Origin of the sequence: Stenotrophomonas sp. OVS01A, assembly GCF_019969775.1 — a bacterium.
GTDB classification, from domain to species: domain Bacteria; phylum Pseudomonadota; class Gammaproteobacteria; order Xanthomonadales; family Xanthomonadaceae; genus Stenotrophomonas; species Stenotrophomonas indicatrix.
In genome coordinates this window covers 971,233-990,929 of the sequence record NZ_JAHXYV010000001.1, presented here as the reverse complement: position 1 = coordinate 990,929, position 19,697 = coordinate 971,233, and the positions used below count along the sequence as shown (strand labels likewise).

The following is a 19,697-nucleotide window of genomic DNA, read 5'->3' as shown; positions in this document are numbered from 1 at the left end:
CCATCTTGACAGCCTTGCACGCCAAGGCCTGCCGCCGGTTATCCACATGTTTGCGCAGAAGCCATCCACACGCCCTGTGGATGAATGGCGTTACGCCAGCACCCGGCCGATCCCGCTGGCATCCACTTCGGCCGCGGCTGCCGCTATAGCCCCTGGCTCACTGCCGGCCACGAAACCGATGCGGAAATGCACTTCGCCAGCAGGCGTGCGCGAGGAGTGGATCGAGGCGAGGCTGATGCCATGCTGCTCGAACACGTTCAGCAGCTCACGCAACGAACCGGCGCGGTCTTCAGGCAGATGCACCGACAGTGCATTGCGCTCCGTCAGGTCGGCCAGCAGATAGCCGACGCGCTCGAAGGTGTAGTTGCCCGCAGCCAGGGCCTGATCGCCGAAGGCACTCCTGTTGGCCTCCAGCAGGTGATCGCGGAACGCGCCCCGCGCAGCGTCGTCGCCCTGCCCCACCTGTACCTGCAGCGTCTGCAGCTGGCCGATCAGGCGTTGCAGCATCGGCGCCACATAGGGATTGCCGAACTGGATGTCTTCGTAGATCGCCGGATTCAACGACAGGATGCGCGAGATGATCGCGGTATCCAGTTCGAACGAGGCCGATCGATACGGCAGCATCGCCGCCAGCGTGCCCAGCTGCGGCTGGTACTCGCGCAGCACACCTGCCTGGGCCAAGTGGGTCGCATGCACCATCGCCTGCACCAGCGCCATCATCTGGTCATGGTGCTGCGGGGTGGCGCGTACGCATTCGGCCTGCAGTGACAGGCACAACGCGTCGACCCAGGGCCGCCAATGCAGCAGCCTGGCCTCGCAGACCACCATCACCCGGCCCTTCAGGGTCGGCGCCTTGGGCGGCGCCGTCATCGGATGCAGGCCCACCACTTCGGCGCACGAGGCCAGCATCGCCTGCACCGGCGCTTCCTTCACCGAGGTCACATCCAGCCACAAGCGTTCCTGCTCGCGGCCCGCCGACAGGCGCGCGTACTCGGCGATCAACGTGGACGTGTGCCGGATCGGTGCGGAGAACACCAACACGTCGGCCTGTTCCAGCAACTGCTCCGGCGCATGCGAACCCGGATCGGCCGGATCGTGGCCGATCACACGCACCTGCATGTGCTGTTCGAAGAACCGGGTCAGCCAGCGTCCATAGGCGCCGGCACTGCCGACGATGCCGACCGTGCGCGGCGTGCGTTCGTGCAGATCGCTCATGCCAGCCGTTCGGCGCGGAAGCGCATGCCGTCGGCCAGTGCCGCCGGTGCGGCCGCGATCACGTCGAACTCTTCGAAGCCGTGGGCCAGGGTCGCCTCCAGCGCCGCATGGGTGCCGGCGATGGCCCGCGAGATGGCCATCTGCATCGGCTCACCACGCAACAGGAAGGACACCATCAGCGACATCAGCACATCGCCGGTGCCTGCCACATCCACCGGCAGCAGCGGCGAGGTCCAGCGCCAGGTTTCCTCGCGCCCCACAGCCAGCGTCACCAGCTCGCCCGGATTGCCGCCGACGCTGTGTGCCAGCACCCACTGCGGCCCCCGTGCCAGCAGCGCGCGCGAAGCAGCAATGGCATCGGCTTCGGCCAGCGCCGGCATGCCGGTCAGGCGACCGAGTTCGAAGGCATTCGGGGTAACCAGCCATGCATGCGGCAGCAGGCGCTCAGCGAAGATTGCTTCCAGTCCCGGCTCCACGTAGGGGCCAGTGTGGGTATCGCCGATCACCGGGTCCAGGCAGTAGCGCAGCTGCGGACATGCCGGCAGGATCTCGTCCAGCCAATCAGCAAAGGCCGTACCGTTGGCAGCGCTGCCGAAGTAACCGGAGACCAGCATCTTCGCCCGCTGCGGAAGACCCCGTTCATGCGTGCCGAGCAGCAGATCGGCAAACCAGTCGCTGGGCAGCACACGGCCACGGGTGGTCTCGTAGAACGGCGCATTGCTCAGCAGCGTGGTCGGGATCGAGGCCACGCGCACGCCGAGCGCACGCATCGGGGGCAGCGCGGCGCTGTTGCCGGCATGGCCGTAGACCAGTTGTGATTGGACCGAAATGACATCGATCGGCGAAGGGCCGTCGGGCCGCTGGCGGCGGCCGTGGACCAGGTGGTTGTCGAGGGATTCGCTCATGCCCGCATTCTACGCCCAAGGGGGTTTTCGGCAGGGCTGCGCCCTGCACCTGCAGAGGCAACAGCCACAGCCAAAGCCGAGGCAACAGCAACAGCCGGCTCTGGCTATTCTCTGGTTTGGCGGGGCGGTATGGGGCTGCAGGACACGCCGTAAACCCATCCATGGGGGCTCGATGGCGCCATCCATGGCGCCAACGGTCCTGCAGCCCCATACCGCCCCGCCCCCGACAGTTTCCCGGTGACGGATGGTGATGGATCCACGACATGCGTGGATGAATCTCCATCGGAATCGAATATTTCGAATTCGAATCGAAGAGCATCCACGACGTGTCGACCAAGGTCGACACCCACCAAGAGCAAGCCATGCCATCCCGACAGATTGCGGAAATCCGTCGAAGGCGGGGTGGGTCCGGTTGCGGGGGCGTGAGCGCCATGGATGGCGCGACCGAGCTTACAGGGACGTACTTGCAGCGTCCCCCGCAACCGGACCCACCCCGCCTACCCACAGGGAACCTGCTTTTGCTTCGGCCGTTGCCTTGGCTTGAAGCATCTGCAGGTGCAGGGCGCAGCCCTGCCGAAGAACACCCCTCAGTGCGCAGTAGGCCTGGACGGCGGCAGCCAGGCCGCGACGATGCCCAGCAACGGCAGGAACGCGGTCAGCTGGTAGACGAATTCGATGCTGGTCTTGTCAGCCAGCAGACCGAGCACCGCTGCGCCGAGGCCGCCCATGCCGAAGGCAAAGCCAAAAAACAACCCGGACACCATGCCAATGCGGTGCGGCATCATTTCCTGCGCATAGACCACGATCGCCGAGAAGGCCGAAGACAGCACGAAGCCGATCAGCACCGCCAGCACCGTCGTCCACAGCAGGTCGGCATGCGGCAGCATCAGCGCGAACGGTGCCACGCCCAGGATCGAGGCCCAGATGATCGGCTTGCGACCGATACGATCGCCCAGCGGACCGCCGAAGAATCCACCCGCGGCGGACGCCACCAGGAAGGCGAACAGATGCAGCTGCGCCTGCGCCACCGGAATGCCGAAATGATGCATCAGGTAGAAGGTGAAGTAGCTGCCGATGCTGGCCATGTAGAAGTACTTGCTGAAGATCAGCACCAGCAGGATGGCCAGCACCCGGGCGATCGTGCGCGGCGGATGGCGCGCGGCAGTCACACCGTGTGCTGCTGGCCGGGGCGCGCCCAGATGCAGCGAGTACCAGCGACCGACATAGGTCAGCAGGGCAATGCCGATCAACGCTGCACCGGCAAACCACGATGCGGCATGCTGGCCATAGGGCACGATCACCGCTGCGGCGATCAGCGGCCCCAGCGCCGTGCCGAAGTTGCCTCCCACCTGGAATACCGACTGCGCCAGGCCATGACGGCCGCCGGAGGCGAGGCGTGCGATGCGCGAGGCTTCCGGATGGAAGATGGCCGAACCGATACCGACCAGCGCGGCGGCAAGCAGCACCATCGCGTAGTTGGGCGCAAAGCCGAGCAGCAGCATGCCGCACAAGGTCGAGGCCATGCCGATCGGCAGCGAGTACGGGGCCGGCCGCCGGTCGGTGGCAAGGCCGACCAGCGGCTGGAAGATCGAGGCGGTGAGCTGGTAGGTCAGCGTGATCAGGCCGATCTGGGTGAAGCTGAGATTGAAGCCGCCCTTGATCACCGGATAGATGGCCAGGATCAGCGACTGCATCATGTCGTTGACCATGTGCGAGCTGGAGATTGCCGCCAGCACTCCGGGCGATACGGGGCGGGCGGATACGGCGGGAGAAGCCAGAGTCGACATTGCGCACGGTCAGGATGGGGGCGAGCCGTGCATGCTACGGTGGCCACCCGCTCCCTTCTGCCGCGTTCTGGTCATGGCCTATCGCAAAAAGGACACCCCCTGCCCCATCCGCGAAACCGCGCCGTGGAACGAGGTGCCGGTGCATCGCCCGGTCACCTGCCGCGCACGCGACTACCGCGCCGGCACCCACATCGCGGCGCACAAGCACCGGCGGCACCAGCTGGTCTATTCCATGTCCGGGCTGATGGTGGTGCGCTCGGAGGTCGGCCGCTGGGTGGTGCCCTCCACCCGCGCCATCTGGATGCCGGCGGGCATGGCGCATGCGGTCGACTGCATCGCCGAGGTGCACATGCGCAGCCTGTACATCGAACCGTCATTCGCCCCGCAGCTCCCCGCCGAGCCCTTCGCCGTGCAGGTGGCCCCCCTGCTGCGCGAACTGCTGCAGGCAGCCATCCTGATCGACGGGCCGCATGAAGAAGACAGCCGCGATGGCCGCGTGGTGCGGCTGATGCTCGACGAACTGCGCCGCATGGACGTACTGCCGTTGCACCTGCCCGAGCCCGTCGACCCGCGCCTGCACAGGATCTGCCAGCACATCCAGAAACATCCCGGCGACGAGGCGACCCTGCAGGACTGGGCGCAGGCGTTGGCGATCGACGTGAAAACCATCCAGCGCCACTTCGCCAGCGAACTGGGCATGACCTTCGGCCAGTGGCGGCAGCAGGCGCGCCTGCTGGCCGCGATGGAACGGCTGGCCCGCGGCGAGAAGGTGATCGATGTTGCGCTGGCGATGGGCTACGACAGCCCCAGTGCATTCACCAGCATGTTCAAACGGCAGCTGGGGCAGACGCCGGCGGCATTCTTCCGTTGATCCGTCGCACCGCGTCCACGCATGGTGCGGATCTGCTGCGCCGGAAACGAAAACGCCGGGCATGGCCCGGCGCTGTCGTTCAACATTTCCCTCAAGGGATCAGGACGTCATCCGATCCCAGAAGCCCTTGACGCCGTCGATGAAGGTCGCCGACTTCGGCGAATGCTTGCGCGCATCCTCGCCGTTGAAGGTGGCTTCGAACTGCTCCAGCAGCTTGCGCTGGTCGCTGGTGAGGTTGACCGGCGTCTCCACTACCACGCGGCAGTACAGGTCACCCTCGCTGCGGCTGCGCACCGAACGCACGCCCTTGCCGCGCAGGCGGAACAGCTTGCCGGTCTGGGTCTCGGCCGGGATACGGATTTCCGCTTCACCACCGAGGGTGGCCACGCGCACGGTATCGCCCAGTGCGGCCTGCGAAATGCGGATCGGCACTTCGCAGTGCAGGTCGTCACCGTCGCGCTGGAAGATGTGGTGCTCGCGCACGCGCACTTCCACGTACAGATCGCCCGGTGGCGTCCCCGCAGGGCCGGCCTCGCCCTCACCCGCCAGGCGGATGCGGTCGCCGGTATCCACGCCCGCCGGCACCTTCACCGACAGCACCTTGTCTTCTTCGACACGGCCGTTGCCGTGGCAGGTCTTGCAGGGCTTGGCGATGATCTGGCCACGGCCACCACAGTTGTGGCAGGCCTGCTGCATGGCGAAGATGCCGCGCTGGATGCGCACCTGGCCACGACCATGGCAGACGTTGCAGGTCTCGACCTTGCCGTCTTCCGAGCCGCTGCCATCGCAGTCGCCGCATTCGGCCAGGGTCGGAATCTCGATGCGGCGCTCGACGCCACGCACCGCTTCTTCCAGGTCCAGCTCCATCACGTAACCGATGTCGGCGCCGCGACGCGCCTGGCGCGGGCCACCACCGCCGGCACCACCAAAGATGTTGCCGAAGATGTCGCCGAAAATATCGTTCATGTCCGGGCCGCCCGGACCACCGCCACCACCGCCCATGCCGTGTTCGAACGCGGCATGGCCATGGCTGTCGTACATGCGGCGCTTGTTGCCGTCGGACAGGACTTCGTAGGCTTCCTTGCACTCCTTGAAGGAGGCTTCGGCCGCCGCATCGCCCGGGTTGCGGTCCGGGTGGAACTTCATCGCGCAACGGCGGTAGGACTTCTTCAGTTCTTCGTCGGTGGCGGTGCGGGCAACGCCCAGCACTTCGTAGTAATCGCGCTTGCTCATATCGTGGATCGCATTCCGGAAAGTCGGGATTCGTCAAAGCGGAAGAGCGGAACCAGGTCCGCTCTTGCGTCGGGCGCCCCGACACGCCAGAGGGCGGTCAGGACCCTGGTACGACAACGGGACGCTGGAAACCAGCGTCCCGTGTCGGTCCGGATCAGGACTTCTTGTCGTCCTTGACTTCGGTGAACTCGGCGTCCACCACGTCATCCTGCGCCTTGCCCGCATTGCCGGCGTCGGCACCCGGGGCTGCACCGCCCTGGTCGGCCGAAGCCGCAGCGAACAGCGACTGGCCAGCTTCTTCCAGCACCTTCGACTTGGCTTCGATCTGCGCCTTGTCGTCACCCTTCATCGCGGTTTCCAGATCGGCCAGGGCCGCTTCCACCTTGCCGATCACTTCGCCACCAACCTTGCTGCCGTGCTCGGTGATCGCGCTGCGGGTGCCGTGGATCAGGGCATCGGCCTGGTTGCGGGCCTGCACCAGCTCCTGGAACTTCTTGTCTTCTTCGCGGTTGGCTTCCGCGTCGGCGACCATGCGTGCGATCTCTTCCTCGGACAGACCCGAACCGGCCTTGATCTCGACCTTCTGTTCCTTGTTGGTCTTCTTGTCCTTGGCCGACACGTGCAGGATGCCGTTGGCGTCGATGTCGAAGGACACTTCCACCTGCGGCAGGCCGCGCGGGGCCGGCTCGATGCCGGACAGGTCGAACTTGGCCAGCGACTTGTTGAAGCGGGCCTGTTCGCGCTCACCCTGCAGCACGTGCACGGTCACGGCCGACTGGTTGTCCTCGGCGGTGGAGAACACCTGCGAGGCCTTGGTCGGGATGGTGGTGTTCTTTTCGATGATCTTGGTGAACACACCGCCCATGGTTTCGATGCCCAGCGACAGCGGGGTCACGTCCAGCAGCAGCACATCCTTGACGTCGCCGCCAAGCACGCCGCCCTGGATCGCAGCACCCAGTGCCACGGCTTCGTCCGGGTTGACGTCCTTGCGCGGTTCCTTGCCGAAGAACTCGGTGACAGCCTGCTGCACCTTCGGCATGCGGGTCTGGCCGCCGACCAGGATCACTTCGCTGATGTCGCTCGAACGCAGGCCGGCGTCATTCAACGCAACGCGGCACGGCTCGATCGACTTCCTGATCAGCTCTTCCACCAGCGACTCCAGCTTGGCGCGGGTCAGCTTGATGTTCAGGTGCTTCGGACCCGACGCGTCAGCGGTGACGTACGGCAGGTTCACTTCGGTCTGCTGGGCGCTGGACAGCTCGATCTTGGCGCGCTCGGCAGCATCCTTCAGGCGCTGCAGGGCCAGCGGATCCTTGCGCAGGTCGATGCCCTGGTCCTTGTTGAACTCTTCAACCAGGTACTCGATGACGCGGTTGTCGAAGTCTTCGCCACCCAGGAAGGTGTCGCCGTTGGTGGCCAGCACTTCGAACTGCTTCTCGCCGTCGACATTGGCGATCTCGATCACCGAGACGTCGAAGGTGCCGCCGCCCAGGTCGTACACAACGATCTTGCGATCCTTGTTGTCGCCCTTGTCCAGGCCATAGGCCAGCGCGGCCGCGGTCGGCTCGTTGATGATGCGCTTGACGTCCAGGCCGGCGATGCGGCCAGCGTCCTTGGTTGCCTGGCGCTGGCTGTCGTTGAAGTAGGCCGGCACGGTGATGACCGCTTCGGTGACCTTCTCACCGAGGAAGTCCTCGGCGGTCTTCTTCATCTTCTCCAGCACCTTGGCCGAGATTTCCTGCGGTGCCATCTTCTTGGCATCGCTGGTGGCCACCCAGGCATCGCCATTGTCATGGGCCAGGATGCTGTACGGGACGTGCGCGATGTCCTTCTGCACTTCGGCGTCGGTGAACTTGCGGCCGATCAGGCGCTTCACCGCGTAGAAGGTGTTCTTCGGGTTGGTCACGGCCTGGCGCTTGGCCGAGGCACCGACCAGGACTTCGCCGTCCTTGGTGTAGGCGACGATCGACGGGGTGGTGCGATCGCCTTCCGAATTTTCGATGACGCGGGCCTTGCCGCCGTCCATGATCGCCACGCACGAGTTGGTGGTGCCGAGGTCGATACCAATGATCTTGCCCATGGGGGAGACTCCTTGAAGGATGTTGTTTTTGTCAGTCCGGCCGTTCGGCCGGTGGATGAATGGGATGTGGGGGAGGCTCGTGGAACATTCAAGCCATCCCCCGAACGCTGTGTTTCCGTTCGCCCAACACGTTCAGCGTCGGTCGTGCCGATGCCCCGGTCGCGGCGGGAAAACCCGCGCCAGGCCAGGCCCGGCGCCCGCGGTCAATCGGCGGCAACCACCACCAGCGCCGGCCGCAGCAGGCGCTCGTTGAGCAGGTAGCCCTTCTGGAACACGGTCACCACGCTGCCCGGGGCGGCGCCGGGGGCAGCGACCTGGCTGATCGCCTGGTGGTGTTCCGGGTTGAACGGCTGCCCGGTCGGGTCCAGCAGCACCAGGCCGTTGTCACCAGCGACCTTCAGCAGCTGCTTGTAGGTCAGCTCCAGGCCCTCGCGAAGCGGATGGGCATCGTCGCCGGCGGCCTTGAGGCCGGCATCGAGGCTGTCGAATACCGGCAGCAGTTCGCCCAGCAGCTTCTCGTTGGCGAACTTGCGCGCCTGTTCGATGTCGCGGGCCACGCGCTTGCGCTGGTTGTCGAGGTCGGCGCGCTCACGCAGCGCTTCGGCCTTGACCTGCTCCACTTCGGCACGGAGCTGTTCGATCTGTTCGTTGACGCCCTCGGCGGCAGCTGCGTCGGCGGCGGCCTGCTGGGCGGCGATGTCTGGCTGATCTTGATTCATGTCTGGGTCCCTGGCGGTCACTCTCCGCCTCCACCCACCCTAGTGTGGGCGGGATGCTGCGTTTCAAGCGTCCGATGCACCCGGAGTTCGCCCGCCCGGCGAAAAGGCCGCGCCGAGCACATCGGCGGTGGCCTGGACCAGCGGAATCATGCGGTCGTAAGCCATCCGCTTCGGCCCGATCACGCCCAGCACGCCCAGTACCTGGCCGTTGGCGGTGTACGGCGCGGTGACCAGCGAGACGCCCTGCAGGGGTACCACGCCGGTTTCCTCGCCGATGAAGATGCGCACGCCGGGGGCCTGGATGGTCCGCTCCAGCAGCTGCAGGATCTCGCGCTTGCTGGAAAACAGCTCGAACAGCTCGCGCAGGCGCTCCAGGTCGGACAGGTCCTGCACCCCCATCAGACGCGTCTGGCCGGCCACCAGCATGTCGTCGGCCGGCGGCTGCAGGGCCTGCTCGGCCAGCTCGACGCTGTGCGCCAGCACCTGTTCCAGCTCGGAACGGGCGTCGCGCAGCTCCAGCAGCAGGCGGGTACGGATCTCGGCCAGGGGCAGCCCGGCAAAGTGGGCATTGAGGTAGTTGGCCACCTGCTCCAGCTGCCCCGGTGCGAAGTCCTGGCGGGTCTCGATCACCCGGTTCTGCACTTCATTGTCGGCAAACACCAGGATCGCCAGCACCCGGCGCCCGTCCAGCGCCACGAAATCGATCTGGCGGAAGGCGAACTGCTCGCGGCGCGGCGCGCTGACCACGCCAACGAAGTGGCTCATCGCCGACAGCAGCTCCGACGCACTGCCGAGCAGCGCCTGGGTACTGCCGCCTCCGGCCAGCTCCTGACGCAGTCGGGCCAGCTCCCCTTCGCCCGGCGGCTGCATCTGCAACAGGCTGTCGACGAACACCCGGTAGCCATGGGCGGTCGGAATCCGGCCCGCCGACGTATGCGGCGAGGCCAGCAGGCCCAGGTCTTCCAGGTCACCGAGGATGTTGCGGATGGTGGCCGGACTGACCTCCAGGCCGGCCACGCGCGCCAGCGTCTGCGAACCCACGGGCTCGCCATCCTGGATGTAGCGCGCGATCAGCGTGCGCAGCAGGTGCCGCGCGCGCGGGGCAAGTTGGTCGGGAGAACCGTGCATGGAATCAACCTGTGAGACAGGGACATTAGATAATGGCGACGCATCCCCTTGGCAAGTCATTGGACGACCCCGCCGCGCGTGCTAGCGTTGCGCGGCTGCAGACACCCCCTTACCCATGCTCAGACATCTTTCAATCAAGGATTTCGCCGTCGTCCGCGCCACCGAACTGGAGTTCGGGCCGGGCATGACCGTGGTTTCAGGCGAGACCGGCGCGGGCAAATCGCTGATGGTCGACGCCCTGGGCTTCCTGTCTGGCCTGCGCGCTGACAGCGGCGTGGTCCGCCATGGCGCGGCCCGGGCCGAACTGTCGGCCGAATTCGCGCTGGACCAGCTGCAGGCCGCCCGCCAGTGGCTGGCCAGCAATGAGCTGGACGATGAAGACCAATGCCAGCTGCGCCGCGTGATCCGCGCCGACGGCGGCTCGCGCTCGTGGATCAACGGCCGCCCGGTCACCCTGGCGCAGCTGGCCGACCTCGCCGGCCTGCTGGTGGAGATCCATGGCCAGCATGAGCAGCAGGCCCTGCTGACGCGCCCGTCGCAGCTGGCCCTGCTGGACGCCTATGCCCGCAACGAAAGCGAACGCCGCCAGGTGCGCCGCGCTGCCGCCACCTGGCAGGCGCTGGTCGATGAATCCCTCGCACTGTCGCAACAGGGCGACGTGAGTGACCGCATCGGCTTCCTCGAACATCAGCTGCGCGAACTGGACCGTGAGGATCTGGAGCCGGAGTCGATCACCGCGCTCGGCGCCAGCCATCGCCGTCAGGCGCATGCCAGCGCCCTGTTGGCCGCCTGCCAGGCAGCTTCGGACCAGCTCAACGGCGACGAAGGCCACTCGGCGCTGGATCAGCTGCAGCAGGTGCGGCATGAACTGGCCAGGGTGGCCGAACATGACCCGCGCCTGGGCGACGTCGATGCCCTGATCGACAGCGCCTCCATCCAGCTGCACGAGGCGCTGGCCCTGCTCGACCGGGTGCATGACGACCTGGACGCCGATCCAGACCAGTTCGAGGAGAACGAGCGCCGCCTCGGCCGCCTGCACGACCTGGCCCGCAAGCACCGCGTGCCGATGGATGAGCTGGGTGCGCAGCGTGAGCGCATGCACGCCGAAGTGGAACAGCTGCGCGGCGCCGACGAGCGCCTGCAGCGTCTGGCCGGCGAAATTGAGAAGGCCGCAGCGGCCTGGCGTGTCGAGGCTGCAGCACTGACCACCAGCCGTCGCACCGCTGCTGCCGAGCTGTCGGCCACCACCACCGGCATCATCGCCGAGCTGGGCATGGGCGGCGGCCAGTTCCTGATCGAGCTGGAGCCGCAGGACAACGGCAAGCCGGACCCGCAGGGCGCCGAGCGCGTCGAGTTCCTGGTGGCAGCCAATGCCGGCCAGCCACCGCGTGCGCTGCGCAAGGTCGCTTCCGGTGGCGAGCTGTCACGTATTTCGCTGGCCATCGAAGTAGCCGCGCTCGACCTGGATGCAGTGCCGACCATGGTGTTCGACGAAGTCGACTCCGGCATCGGTGGCGCGGTGGCCGATATCGTCGGCCAGAAGCTGCGCGCCCTCGGCGAAAAGCGCCAAGTATTGTGCGTGACCCATCTGCCGCAGGTCGCCTCCAAGGGCCACGCCCATTACCGGGTCAGCAAGGCACCGGTGGAAGGCATGACCCAGAGCGCGGTGGAGAAGCTCGACGCAAAGGCCCGCGAGGAAGAGCTGGCGCGCATGCTGGGTGGCGTGGAAGTGAGCAAGGAAGCCCGCGCCGCCGCGCGCAAGCTGCTGCAGGTGTAGGCCCCTGCACGCCTGTTGGCGCGCGTGAATCGCGGGCATTCATCCACGCATGGCGTGGATCTACTGCAGGCCTGACGCCTGGTAGTGCCGGCCGCTGGCCGGCAACCCGACGCACGTGGACGAGGACCTGGTAGTGCCGGCCGCTGGCCGGCAACCCGACGCACGTGGACGAAGGTCATGACGCTGCCGGCCAGCGGCCGGCACTACCCCCGCGGCTGCGTCAGGTCGACGTTCTCCACCAGGAAATCAAGGAACGCGCGCACCCGCAGCGGCAGGTAGCCCCCCTGCCCCAGGAACACCGCGTGCACCTCTTCCAGGTCGCCCGGGTTGGCGTCCTCCAGCACCGGCAGCAACCGGCCTGCCGCGATGTCGGCCTGCACCTGGAACGCCGCCAGCCGGGCCAGGCCCAGCCCACCCAGCACCAGCTGACGCAGCGCGTCGCCATTGCTGGCGCGCGCATTTCCGCTCGGCAGTACCCGCTGCTGCTGGCCATCCTGCAGCAGCGGCCAGCCCTGCACCGACCGTGCATGGCCGATATCCAACCGGTTGTGCGCCAGCAGCGCATCGGCATTGGCCGGCAGTCCGTGTCGTGCCGCATAGGCCGGTGCCGCCACGATCATCATCCGCGTCGCCCCCAGCCGGCGCGCGACCAGGCTGGAACTCTTCAACGGACCGGCCCGCACCGCCACGTCCGTGCGCTGCTCCAGCAGATCGATCACCTCGTCGGTCAGCGTCAGGTCCACACCGACCTGCGGATGACGCTGCAGGAATTCCGGTAGCAGCGGCAGCAGGAAATGCTGGCCGAACGGCACGTTGGCATTGACCCGCAGCCGCCCGCGCGGCTCGGCGTGGGCGCTGGCACAGCGTTCGGCCTCTTCCAGATCGGCCAGCACCCGCAGGCCGCGCTCATAGAACGCGCAGCCCTCCGGGGTCAGCTGCAACTGGCGGGTGGAGCGCTGCAGCAGACGCGTGCCCAGCCGTTGTTCCAGCCGCGCAACCAGCTTGCTGACCGCCGACGGTGTCATCTCCAGGCTGCGGGCGGCGGCGGAAAAGCCGCCGGTTTCGATCACCCGTACGAACACTTCCAGTTCGCCGGATCGGTTGATGTCGGTGCGTGCCATGCTAATGAATTCGATTCACAGATGATTGTCCATGCGCAGTCTAGTTCACAGATGACCCTGGACGCACCATGACCGTCCCTCCCACCGGGTCATCCCGATGAATCGCCTGAGCCAACTGACCTCTACCGCCCTGCTTGCCCTGTCCGGCGCCGCCGCCGCGTCACCTGCCCCGCACTGGGTGGCCAGCTGGCAAGCCAGCCCGCAGCCGGTGTGGGGCGGCGATTTCCTGTTTCCTACCCTCATTCCCGGCCAACTGCAGGACCAGACCTTTCGCCAGAGCGCTCGCGTCAGCCTGGGCGGGTCGCGCCTGCGGGTCCGGCTGAGCAATGTATACGGCACCCAACCTTTGCGGATCGGCGCTGCCAGCATCGCCGCCCATACGGGGGACACGCCGCAGCCGCTGCGCTTCGACGGCCAGCCCGGGGTCGTGATTGCGCCCGGGCAGGACCGCCTGAGCGATCCGCTCCCCCTTCCCACCGCTGATCGGCAGGCGGTGCAGGTCAGCGTTTACCTGCCCGACCGCACGCCGCTGCAGACCTTCCATTGGGAAGGACGGCAGATCAGTTGGATTGCGCCGGGCGACCAGCATCAAGGGCCCGCGCTGCGGGACGCCAGCAGCACCACGGCCCGCCTGCTCCTGTCGGCTATCGACGTCGAGGCCCCGGCCATCGCGCGCAGCGTGGTGGTGATCGGCGATTCAATCACCGATGGCGCCACCGCCAGCCTCGACCAGGACCAGCGCTGGACCGATCACCTCGCCGCGCGGCTGGCACCAGAAGGTGTAGCGGTGGTCAATGCCGGCATATCCGGCGGTCGCCTGCTGCGCGATGGCATGGGCGAATCGGCCCGCAAGCGTTTCCAGCGTGACGTGCTCGACCAGCCCGGTGTCGCCAGTGTGATCGTGCTGATCGGCATCAACGACATCAGCTGGCCGGGCACGGCCTTTGCCCGAGCGCAGGCCCGGCCCAGCCTGGCCGAGCTGCAGGCCGGCTACCGCGACCTGGCCCAGCGCGCCCACGCACGCGGCCTGCGCATCCTCGGCACGACCCTGACCCCGTTTGCCGGCGCCCTGCCCGGCACCCCGTTGGACGACTACTACGCCGCGGACAAGGACGCCCTGCGCCAGCAGCTCAACGCCTGGCTGCGCACGGACAGCCCGTTCGACGCGGTGATCGACCTCGACGCGGCCCTGCGCGATCCGGCCGATCCCTCAAGGATGGCGGCTGCCTACGACTCCGGTGACCACCTGCACCCGGGCGATGCGGGGAACCGGGCGATGGCCGAGGCGGTGGATCTGGACGTCCTGATGGGGCCATCCACGCAGGGCGTGGATCTACCGCGACGCTGAGGCCAGACAAACAAAAACCCCGGGCATGCCCGGGGTTTCGTCGCAATCAGCTGGCTGCGGGGATTACTTGCGCTTCTTGCGCACGTACAGCACCAGCGAGTGCTCTTCCAGCTCGTAGCCGTGATCGGCCGCGATCTTGCGCTGCAGGTCTTCGATCTCGGTACTTTCGAACTCGATGATCTTGCCGCTGTCCACATCGACCATGTGGTCGTGGTGGCCGCCGCGGTCGAGTTCGTAGACGGCCTGGCCGCCTTCGAAATTGTGCTTGAGCACGAGGCCGGCGGCCTCGAACTGGGTCAGCACCCGGTACACCGTGGCCAGACCGATCTCGTCGCCATGCTCCAGCAGCTGGCGGTAGATGTCTTCGGCGGTCATGTGGTGCTGGGCATTGCGCTGCTCGAGCAGCGCCAGGATCCGCATCCGCGGATGGGTCACCTTCAGGCCGACTTTACGCAGGTCGTGGGTTTCCATAGGTCTCCGTTCATTGGCGATTTAGCGCCAGCTGCCTCGGATTGGGTCGCGGTGGCACGCCGGGAGTGTATCATCGGATTGATTTCCCCAACCGCCAGTCCCGATGCGCAATCTCCTGTTGGTCGCCGCCGTCGCCTTGTCCACCACCGGGTGCGGCATCATCTACAAGCAACCCATCTACCAGGGCAACCTGATCCGGGAAGATGCCGTGGCCAAGCTGCAGGTCGGGCAGAGCAAGCAGCAGGTCAACGCCCTGCTGGGCACCCCCTCTGTGCCGGACCCGTTCCACGCCCAGCGCTGGGACTACACCTCGACCGAGCGCGTGAACCGCCTGGGCCGTACCGACGTGAAGAATTTCGTCGTGTACTTCGAAAATGATGTGGTCACCCGTTGGGAAGGCGATTACTTCCCGGCCAACGACAAGGCCCTTGCCCAGCAGACCGTGCGCCAGTTCGGCCGCAATCTGCCGAAGGACAAGAAGAAGAAGGGCGGCCGCTGAGCCACCCTGCCCGTCCTCCGGGACGGGCCTGGGAATCACCCGCCGCGCGCGCGACGCCGGCGGTTGTCCTTGGGGTCGGCCTGCAGCACGCGCAGCAGCTCGACACGATCGCCATCCAGCAGCACCTGCTGCGGTCGCGCCAGTACGCCATGCACGGCGGCGGCCGGACAGTCGGCACTGCCTTCGAGCCCGGCCGTTGCTATCGCATCAGCCACGGTCGTCCCTTCGTCCAGCTGCAACCGGCGCGACAGCACCCGCTGTGGCCAAGCCAGCACGACCTCGACCTCGATCATCGTTCAGTCCTCGTCGGCGACGCGGACGAAATCGTTGACCATGCGATCGGCCAATCCCTGGAAGCCGATGGCCAGCGCCGGACCCAGCAGGCGTGAACTCGGCTCGAAGTCCAGGGTGAGGGTGACCTTGCAGGCATCTTCGGCCAGGGCATGGAATTCCCAGCGGCCGTGCAGTTGCTTGAACGGCCCCTCGCGCAGCTGCATGTCGATGCTGTGCGGGCGTTGCAGGGTGTTTTCGGTCTGGAACCAGGTGCTGAACGAACCCAGGCCCAGGTCCAGGCGAGCGACCAGCCGGTCTTCGCCCTGCTCGAGGATGCGGGCGTCGGAGCACCAGCGGAAGCGGCGCGGATAGGCCTGGACGTCGTTGACCAGATCGAACATGCGCGCGGCCGAATGTTCGACCAGGGCACTGCGGCGGATAGTAGGCATGAATACAGGACGCTTCGGCAATCGACCGGGCGGGCCCGAATCGGAGACAATACGGAAATGAGCAAGAACACCGGCAAGGATAAAGCAAAGAGCGCGACGGCCAACAAGACCATCGCGTTGAACAAGCGTGCCCGTCACGAGTACCACATCGAAGACCGCTTCGAAGCCGGCCTGGCCCTGCAGGGCTGGGAAGTGAAGTCGATCCGCGCTGGCCGCGGCAACATCGTCGACGCCTACGCCTATGTGAAGGACGGCGAGATCTTCCTGATCGGCGCGCAGATCACCCCGCTGATCCAGGCCTCCACCCACGTGGTGGCCAACGACCGGCGCGAGCGCAAGCTGCTGCTGCACCGGAGCGAGATCGACAAGCTGGTTGGCAAGGTCGAGCGTGATGGCTACACGATCGTGCCCACCGCCATGTACTGGAGCAAGAACAAGATCAAGCTGGAAGTGGCGCTGGCCAAGGGCAAGCAGACCCACGACAAGCGCGATGCCGCCAAGGATCGTGACTGGGCGATCGAGAAGCAGCGGGTAATGCGTCGCGGCAACCGCGACGCGTAAGGACGCCTAGCCGCCTTCGTATGGAGCCGAGCCATGCTCGGCTGCTTTCATTGCGACTTCGATCAAGCCTGATCAGGTCCAAGATCTGCGCGCGCGTCGGGCACTGCGAAAGACCAATCAACCCGCCAGCATGCCCTGCCCGCACAGACGCGGTGACAGCGCCGCGTGCATCACCGCCAGGTGCATCACCACCGACAACTCCGGGGCATGGCGATCATCACCGGCACGCCACTGCTGCGCCAGCCGCGCGGCGTCGACGGGCAGCAGGGCCAGCAACTGGGCGTCGTCCAGCGCGTCGGCGGAGGCCTGCAGCTGCCGCGCCAGTTGCCGCGACTGCCACACGTGCACGCCAATACTGAGACTGGCCAGCGACATCAGGGTCAAGGCCAGGCCATGTTCGAACCACTGTGACAGCACATCCGGACCCCACAGGAGTGCGGCCAGTACCGCCAGGGCCGGCAGCCGCCAGCCCAGCCAATGGAAGCGGCCACGCCGAGGCCAATGCACCACCACCGCACTGGCGATCAGCGCAGCTGCAGCCGTGGCCGGCAACTCGGTTGCCCAGGTTGCAGCCAACAACACCGCCAGCACCGCCCAGACCCAGCCGGGCGGCAGTGCCCGCCGCTGGTAATCGGCCCCTACCGGGCCAACCAGCTGACGCAGGCTGCGCTGTTGCATTGCTTCGGTCACCGGCCGTCTCCGTATCTGTCCTGGCTGGAATGGTCGTAGCCAGTGTGTCGCAAATTCGTGCCCACGACGTTAGCAATCCGCTATGACGGACGCTCTACAACATGTTGCGGATTGACGTGGCGACCGGCCGACGCCTGCCATTCACGCCGCGCGGAGATCCTTGCTGAGGAACACGCGACTGGTCCCCGGTGGATCGCACGGGACCTGGCCGAATACGGTCCAGCCATGCTTCACATAGAAGTCCGGCGCCTGGAAGCTGATGGTGTAGAGCACGGCGGAACGGCAGCCGCGCCGGCGCGCTTCCTCTTCGGCAGCGGCAAGCATCTGCGACCCCAGGCCATTACCCCGCTGTGCGGGCGGCAGGTAGAACAGGTCGATGAACAACAGGCCCAGCGAGGTGCGCCCGCTCAAGCCACCCACCACTTCGCCGCTGGCCGGATCGGTGGCCAGCACGGCCAAGGTGCGTCGATCGGCATGGCCGGCCGCCTGCAGATTGAACTGATCCAGGCCATCGGCAATCAACTCCAGTGCTTGCGGGCTGGGGGCGTCGGTCACGGCGATTTCGAGCTGCATGCGTTCCATTCCCTGGGCGACTATCGGAACCGCCGATGCTAGCAAGCGACCTGCGGAAGCGGGTGACTGTTCAGGTTTTTTGGCGTAGCATGCGCAGCGTTGGGCAGGTACTGACCGTGGCGACACGGAACAGGCCTCGTACCTTGCAGAACTTGAAGAAACCGGGGGTGCATTGGTTTCGACGGGGGTTGTGAAGTCGCCTGGCGCATGCCGAGGGGGTAGCTTTCCTCGTAAATCCAGCTGCAAAACTCTAGTTGCCAACGACGACAACTACGCTCCGGTCGCTCTCGCAGCCTAAAAACTGCGGTGCGTGACCTTCTGCCGACTTAGGCGGAGCCTCGAAACTGCTTGTGTCCATGCTCGCAGCGTAGAGTCATTATCATGGAATCGCGCTGGGCGGCTGCCTGTCAGTCCGGCACAAGAACACAACAGGCTGGTTCCCGGGTGCGCTTTGCACACCGTGCTGCTCGGGGATGAGATTCAACGGTGAGCTAAGCATGTAGTGCTGGGGATGGAGTGCCTTCGGACGGCGGTTCAATTCCGCCCACCTCCACCATTTGTACCGCCCTTCGGGGCACGAAAAGCCAGATCTCCCGTCGATTGGGGTCTGGCTTTTTTGTTGGCCGCATCAGGTCCAGAACCGCTGCCTCGACAAGGAGAAGCACCGTGGCGTTGATGAACAGCTCCGAATGCAACTGCAAGGCACGCAGCGATACGGCGATCTGCCCGACCTGCGATGCAGCTGCCCCACCGGCCACTCAGCAGCCAATCGACGCTGTCTATGCGGCACCGGTATCGCAATCCCCGCCTATCGCCAGGAACCGTGCCATCTACATCCTGCTCGCCTTGTTCCTGGGCATTTTCGGCGTCCACAACTTCTACGCCGGTTACCACGGTCGCGCGATCTGCCAACTACTGATCACGCTGTTGTTGGGCTGGCTCTTGATCGGCGTGCTGTTCACCGGCCTATGGGCGCTGGTGGAAATGATCACAGTGGAAACCGACGCCTCTGGCGTGCAGATGGTGTAATCCTTGGCTACGGGAGGGGCCGCCATGGATCTCGACAGAATCGACGTTGTCTCTTGGCTCGACCAGATCCTGGATCAGGATCCGGCAACCTATGAAGACGCCTACTGGGGTCCCCGCCCGGCCGCGGCCATTGCGGTGCCCCACCTGCTTGCCCGGCTGCCGGCGGTGGATGATGGTTACTCGCGCGGAAAGCTGCTGGAACTGCTCGGCGAATCAGGCGACAGCACGGTCAGCCCGACCCTGCGGGCTGAGCTGCAGCATCCGTTGGAAGAGGTCCGCCAGTGGGCGCAACTGGCCTTGGATGCCCTTGATCGGGGAATCCCTTGGCAGCCCAGCGAGGGGGCCTAGCCGACAACGCTGCCCTGCCCCACACTTCAGCCTGTCTTCCCGGACTTGGTGCCGGCGCCTACGCTGCTCCGCGACATACAGAAGGATCTGCAATGAACAAGCCGCTTATCGCCCTGATGCTGGGCCTGGCCTTGACAACCGCCGCTGTTGCCGCACCTCCGGCAACCAGCACCGCCGCGCTGGAAGCCCTGCTGGCCTGCAAGGCGGGTTCCGATTTCACCGAAGCGCAGGTGGAGCAGGCATTCCATGCCGCCGGCCTGAGCCGCGACCCCGGCAGCGTGTTCGAGCCCAAGGGCAAGCCGGTGGCGCTGTTCGGAGGCACCGTAGCCAGCGCGGATGTGAGCATTTCCAAGCCCTACAAGAGCCTGCATGTGTATCTGCAGGGCGTCGATCACCAGCGTTTGGCCCGATCCTGGGGAGTGACGACGGTCAACGACGCGGCCGAAACCGAAGCGCCTTCCTACCTCAAGAAGATTGATGCCACGCACACGCTGCATGTGGGTGCCGGTGACGACTACGAAGGTTATTCGGCTGCGGTGACCTGCCTGATCGAGGGATGATCTGCGGGGAGACCGGCTGACAGGCGGGGTTCGCCGGGCACGGTCCGGCGCTGCCGCAGG

General features: G+C 66.2%; 21 protein-coding genes and 1 other RNA gene. 9 read left to right on the top strand and 13 right to left on the bottom strand.

Going from position 1 to position 19,697, the window contains the following annotated elements; all coding sequences use genetic code 11:
- Positions 1-90: 90 nt before the first annotated feature.
- From LC407_RS04750 to LC407_RS04740, 3 genes are all read right to left on the bottom strand, one after another.
- Positions 91-1,215, bottom strand: coding sequence for a prephenate dehydrogenase (locus LC407_RS04750; protein WP_223482267.1), 1,125 nt, complete (start codon positions 1,213-1,215; stop codon positions 91-93).
- A complete protein-coding gene (pdxY, locus tag LC407_RS04745) occupies positions 1,212-2,120 on the bottom strand; it encodes a pyridoxal kinase (RefSeq protein WP_180831289.1) in 909 nt (302 codons plus the stop codon). The genes LC407_RS04750 and pdxY overlap by 4 nt, the downstream gene beginning before the upstream one ends.
- 587 nt (positions 2,121-2,707) lie before the next feature.
- Complete coding sequence (locus LC407_RS04740; protein ID WP_134832383.1) at positions 2,708-3,907, bottom strand: MFS transporter; 1,200 nt, start codon at positions 3,905-3,907, stop codon at positions 2,708-2,710.
- 73 nt (positions 3,908-3,980) lie between these two features.
- Here LC407_RS04740 and LC407_RS04735 point away from each other — a divergent pair, with 73 nt between their 5' ends.
- Positions 3,981-4,778: a helix-turn-helix transcriptional regulator gene (locus tag LC407_RS04735; RefSeq protein ID WP_033830869.1), complete on the top strand. Its 798-nt coding sequence runs from the start codon at positions 3,981-3,983 to the stop codon at positions 4,776-4,778.
- A gap of 99 nt (positions 4,779-4,877) precedes the next feature.
- On the opposite strand, the gene dnaJ is transcribed toward LC407_RS04735, so the two are convergent.
- The 4 genes from dnaJ to hrcA all read right to left on the bottom strand — a co-directional run bounded on the left by dnaJ (position 4,878) and on the right by hrcA (position 9,938).
- On the bottom strand, positions 4,878-6,011 hold the full coding sequence (gene dnaJ, locus LC407_RS04730) for a molecular chaperone DnaJ (RefSeq protein WP_025878872.1): 1,134 nt from the start codon (positions 6,009-6,011) through the stop codon (positions 4,878-4,880).
- Positions 6,012-6,165: 154 nt separating this feature from the next.
- Positions 6,166-8,091, bottom strand: coding sequence for a molecular chaperone DnaK (gene dnaK / locus LC407_RS04725; RefSeq protein ID WP_025878871.1), 1,926 nt, complete (start codon positions 8,089-8,091; stop codon positions 6,166-6,168).
- A 203-nt stretch (positions 8,092-8,294) separates the two neighbouring features.
- Positions 8,295-8,810: a nucleotide exchange factor GrpE gene (gene grpE / locus LC407_RS04720; protein ID WP_025878870.1), complete on the bottom strand. Its 516-nt coding sequence runs from the start codon at positions 8,808-8,810 to the stop codon at positions 8,295-8,297.
- 63 nt (positions 8,811-8,873) lie between these two features.
- Positions 8,874-9,938, bottom strand: coding sequence for a heat-inducible transcriptional repressor HrcA (gene hrcA, locus LC407_RS04715; protein WP_025878869.1), 1,065 nt, complete (start codon positions 9,936-9,938; stop codon positions 8,874-8,876).
- A gap of 115 nt (positions 9,939-10,053) precedes the next feature.
- Here hrcA and recN point away from each other — a divergent pair, with 115 nt between their 5' ends.
- Positions 10,054-11,715: a DNA repair protein RecN gene (gene recN / locus LC407_RS04710; protein ID WP_059063844.1), complete on the top strand. Its 1,662-nt coding sequence runs from the start codon at positions 10,054-10,056 to the stop codon at positions 11,713-11,715.
- A gap of 203 nt (positions 11,716-11,918) precedes the next feature.
- Here recN and LC407_RS04705 read toward each other — a convergent pair whose 3' ends face one another.
- Positions 11,919-12,836 (bottom strand): LysR family transcriptional regulator, encoded by a 918-nt coding sequence (locus tag LC407_RS04705; RefSeq protein ID WP_025878867.1) that lies wholly within the window; start codon positions 12,834-12,836, stop codon positions 11,919-11,921.
- 97 nt (positions 12,837-12,933) lie between these two features.
- Here LC407_RS04705 and LC407_RS04700 point away from each other — a divergent pair, with 97 nt between their 5' ends.
- Complete coding sequence (locus LC407_RS04700; protein WP_223482266.1) at positions 12,934-14,184, top strand: SGNH/GDSL hydrolase family protein; 1,251 nt, start codon at positions 12,934-12,936, stop codon at positions 14,182-14,184.
- A gap of 63 nt (positions 14,185-14,247) precedes the next feature.
- On the opposite strand, the gene fur is transcribed toward LC407_RS04700, so the two are convergent.
- Positions 14,248-14,655, bottom strand: a complete 408-nt coding sequence (fur, locus tag LC407_RS04695; protein ID WP_025878865.1) for a ferric iron uptake transcriptional regulator — start codon at positions 14,653-14,655, stop codon at positions 14,248-14,250.
- Positions 14,656-14,758: 103 nt separating this feature from the next.
- Between fur and bamE the strand changes: the two genes are divergently transcribed.
- Positions 14,759-15,154, top strand: a complete 396-nt coding sequence (bamE, locus tag LC407_RS04690) for an outer membrane protein assembly factor BamE (protein ID WP_049468453.1) — start codon at positions 14,759-14,761, stop codon at positions 15,152-15,154.
- Positions 15,155-15,189: 35 nt separating this feature from the next.
- Here the strand turns inward: bamE and LC407_RS04685 are convergent, their stop codons facing one another.
- Entirely contained in the window at positions 15,190-15,447 is a 258-nt protein-coding gene (locus tag LC407_RS04685; protein ID WP_080149114.1) for an RnfH family protein, read from the bottom strand.
- A 3-nt stretch (positions 15,448-15,450) separates the two neighbouring features.
- Positions 15,451-15,876 carry a type II toxin-antitoxin system RatA family toxin gene (locus LC407_RS04680; RefSeq protein ID WP_080149115.1) on the bottom strand — a complete coding sequence of 142 codons (426 nt, stop codon included), beginning with the start codon at positions 15,874-15,876 and terminating at the stop codon, positions 15,451-15,453.
- Positions 15,877-15,933: 57 nt separating this feature from the next.
- On the opposite strand from LC407_RS04680, the gene smpB reads away from it, so the two are divergent.
- Positions 15,934-16,437, top strand: coding sequence for an SsrA-binding protein SmpB (smpB, locus tag LC407_RS04675; protein WP_025878861.1), 504 nt, complete (start codon positions 15,934-15,936; stop codon positions 16,435-16,437).
- 117 nt (positions 16,438-16,554) lie between these two features.
- Here smpB and LC407_RS04670 read toward each other — a convergent pair whose 3' ends face one another.
- Together LC407_RS04670 and LC407_RS04665 are read right to left on the bottom strand one after the other, a co-directional pair.
- Complete coding sequence (locus LC407_RS04670; RefSeq protein ID WP_223482265.1) at positions 16,555-17,127, bottom strand: hypothetical protein; 573 nt, start codon at positions 17,125-17,127, stop codon at positions 16,555-16,557.
- A 141-nt stretch (positions 17,128-17,268) separates the two neighbouring features.
- Complete coding sequence (locus LC407_RS04665) at positions 17,269-17,700, bottom strand: GNAT family N-acetyltransferase (protein WP_025878858.1); 432 nt, start codon at positions 17,698-17,700, stop codon at positions 17,269-17,271.
- 163 nt (positions 17,701-17,863) lie between these two features.
- On the opposite strand from LC407_RS04665, the gene ssrA reads away from it, so the two are divergent.
- The 4 genes from ssrA to LC407_RS04645 all read left to right on the top strand — a co-directional run bounded on the left by ssrA (position 17,864) and on the right by LC407_RS04645 (position 19,637).
- Positions 17,864-18,256, top strand: a transfer-messenger RNA (tmRNA) gene (ssrA, locus tag LC407_RS04660).
- A 119-nt stretch (positions 18,257-18,375) separates the two neighbouring features.
- A complete protein-coding gene (locus LC407_RS04655) occupies positions 18,376-18,729 on the top strand; it encodes a TM2 domain-containing protein (RefSeq protein WP_223482674.1) in 354 nt (117 codons plus the stop codon).
- A gap of 24 nt (positions 18,730-18,753) precedes the next feature.
- A complete protein-coding gene (locus LC407_RS04650) occupies positions 18,754-19,077 on the top strand; it encodes a HEAT repeat domain-containing protein (RefSeq protein WP_132825360.1) in 324 nt (107 codons plus the stop codon).
- A 92-nt stretch (positions 19,078-19,169) separates the two neighbouring features.
- On the top strand, positions 19,170-19,637 hold the full coding sequence (locus LC407_RS04645) for a hypothetical protein (protein ID WP_223482264.1): 468 nt from the start codon (positions 19,170-19,172) through the stop codon (positions 19,635-19,637).
- The last annotated feature ends 60 nt before the right edge of the window (positions 19,638-19,697 follow it).

Coding starts and splice junctions, on each gene's coding strand:
- LC407_RS04750 (WP_223482267.1), bottom strand. CDS start 1,215: ATGAGCGATCTGCACGAACGCACGCCGCGCACGGTCGGCATCGTCGGC.
- pdxY (WP_180831289.1), bottom strand. CDS start 2,120: ATGAGCGAATCCCTCGACAACCACCTGGTCCACGGCCGCCGCCAGCGG.
- LC407_RS04740 (WP_134832383.1), bottom strand. CDS start 3,907: ATGTCGACTCTGGCTTCTCCCGCCGTATCCGCCCGCCCCGTATCGCCC.
- LC407_RS04735 (WP_033830869.1), top strand. CDS start 3,981: ATGGCCTATCGCAAAAAGGACACCCCCTGCCCCATCCGCGAAACCGCG.
- dnaJ (WP_025878872.1), bottom strand. CDS start 6,011: ATGAGCAAGCGCGATTACTACGAAGTGCTGGGCGTTGCCCGCACCGCC.
- dnaK (WP_025878871.1), bottom strand. CDS start 8,091: ATGGGCAAGATCATTGGTATCGACCTCGGCACCACCAACTCGTGCGTG.
- grpE (WP_025878870.1), bottom strand. CDS start 8,810: ATGAATCAAGATCAGCCAGACATCGCCGCCCAGCAGGCCGCCGCCGAC.
- hrcA (WP_025878869.1), bottom strand. CDS start 9,938: ATGCACGGTTCTCCCGACCAACTTGCCCCGCGCGCGCGGCACCTGCTG.
- recN (WP_059063844.1), top strand. CDS start 10,054: ATGCTCAGACATCTTTCAATCAAGGATTTCGCCGTCGTCCGCGCCACC.
- LC407_RS04705 (WP_025878867.1), bottom strand. CDS start 12,836: ATGGCACGCACCGACATCAACCGATCCGGCGAACTGGAAGTGTTCGTA.
- LC407_RS04700 (WP_223482266.1), top strand. CDS start 12,934: ATGAATCGCCTGAGCCAACTGACCTCTACCGCCCTGCTTGCCCTGTCC.
- fur (WP_025878865.1), bottom strand. CDS start 14,655: ATGGAAACCCACGACCTGCGTAAAGTCGGCCTGAAGGTGACCCATCCG.
- bamE (WP_049468453.1), top strand. CDS start 14,759: ATGCGCAATCTCCTGTTGGTCGCCGCCGTCGCCTTGTCCACCACCGGG.
- LC407_RS04685 (WP_080149114.1), bottom strand. CDS start 15,447: ATGATCGAGGTCGAGGTCGTGCTGGCTTGGCCACAGCGGGTGCTGTCG.
- LC407_RS04680 (WP_080149115.1), bottom strand. CDS start 15,876: ATGCCTACTATCCGCCGCAGTGCCCTGGTCGAACATTCGGCCGCGCGC.
- smpB (WP_025878861.1), top strand. CDS start 15,934: ATGAGCAAGAACACCGGCAAGGATAAAGCAAAGAGCGCGACGGCCAAC.
- LC407_RS04665 (WP_025878858.1), bottom strand. CDS start 17,700: ATGCAGCTCGAAATCGCCGTGACCGACGCCCCCAGCCCGCAAGCACTG.
- LC407_RS04655 (WP_223482674.1), top strand. CDS start 18,376: ATGAACAGCTCCGAATGCAACTGCAAGGCACGCAGCGATACGGCGATC.
- LC407_RS04650 (WP_132825360.1), top strand. CDS start 18,754: ATGGATCTCGACAGAATCGACGTTGTCTCTTGGCTCGACCAGATCCTG.
- LC407_RS04645 (WP_223482264.1), top strand. CDS start 19,170: ATGAACAAGCCGCTTATCGCCCTGATGCTGGGCCTGGCCTTGACAACC.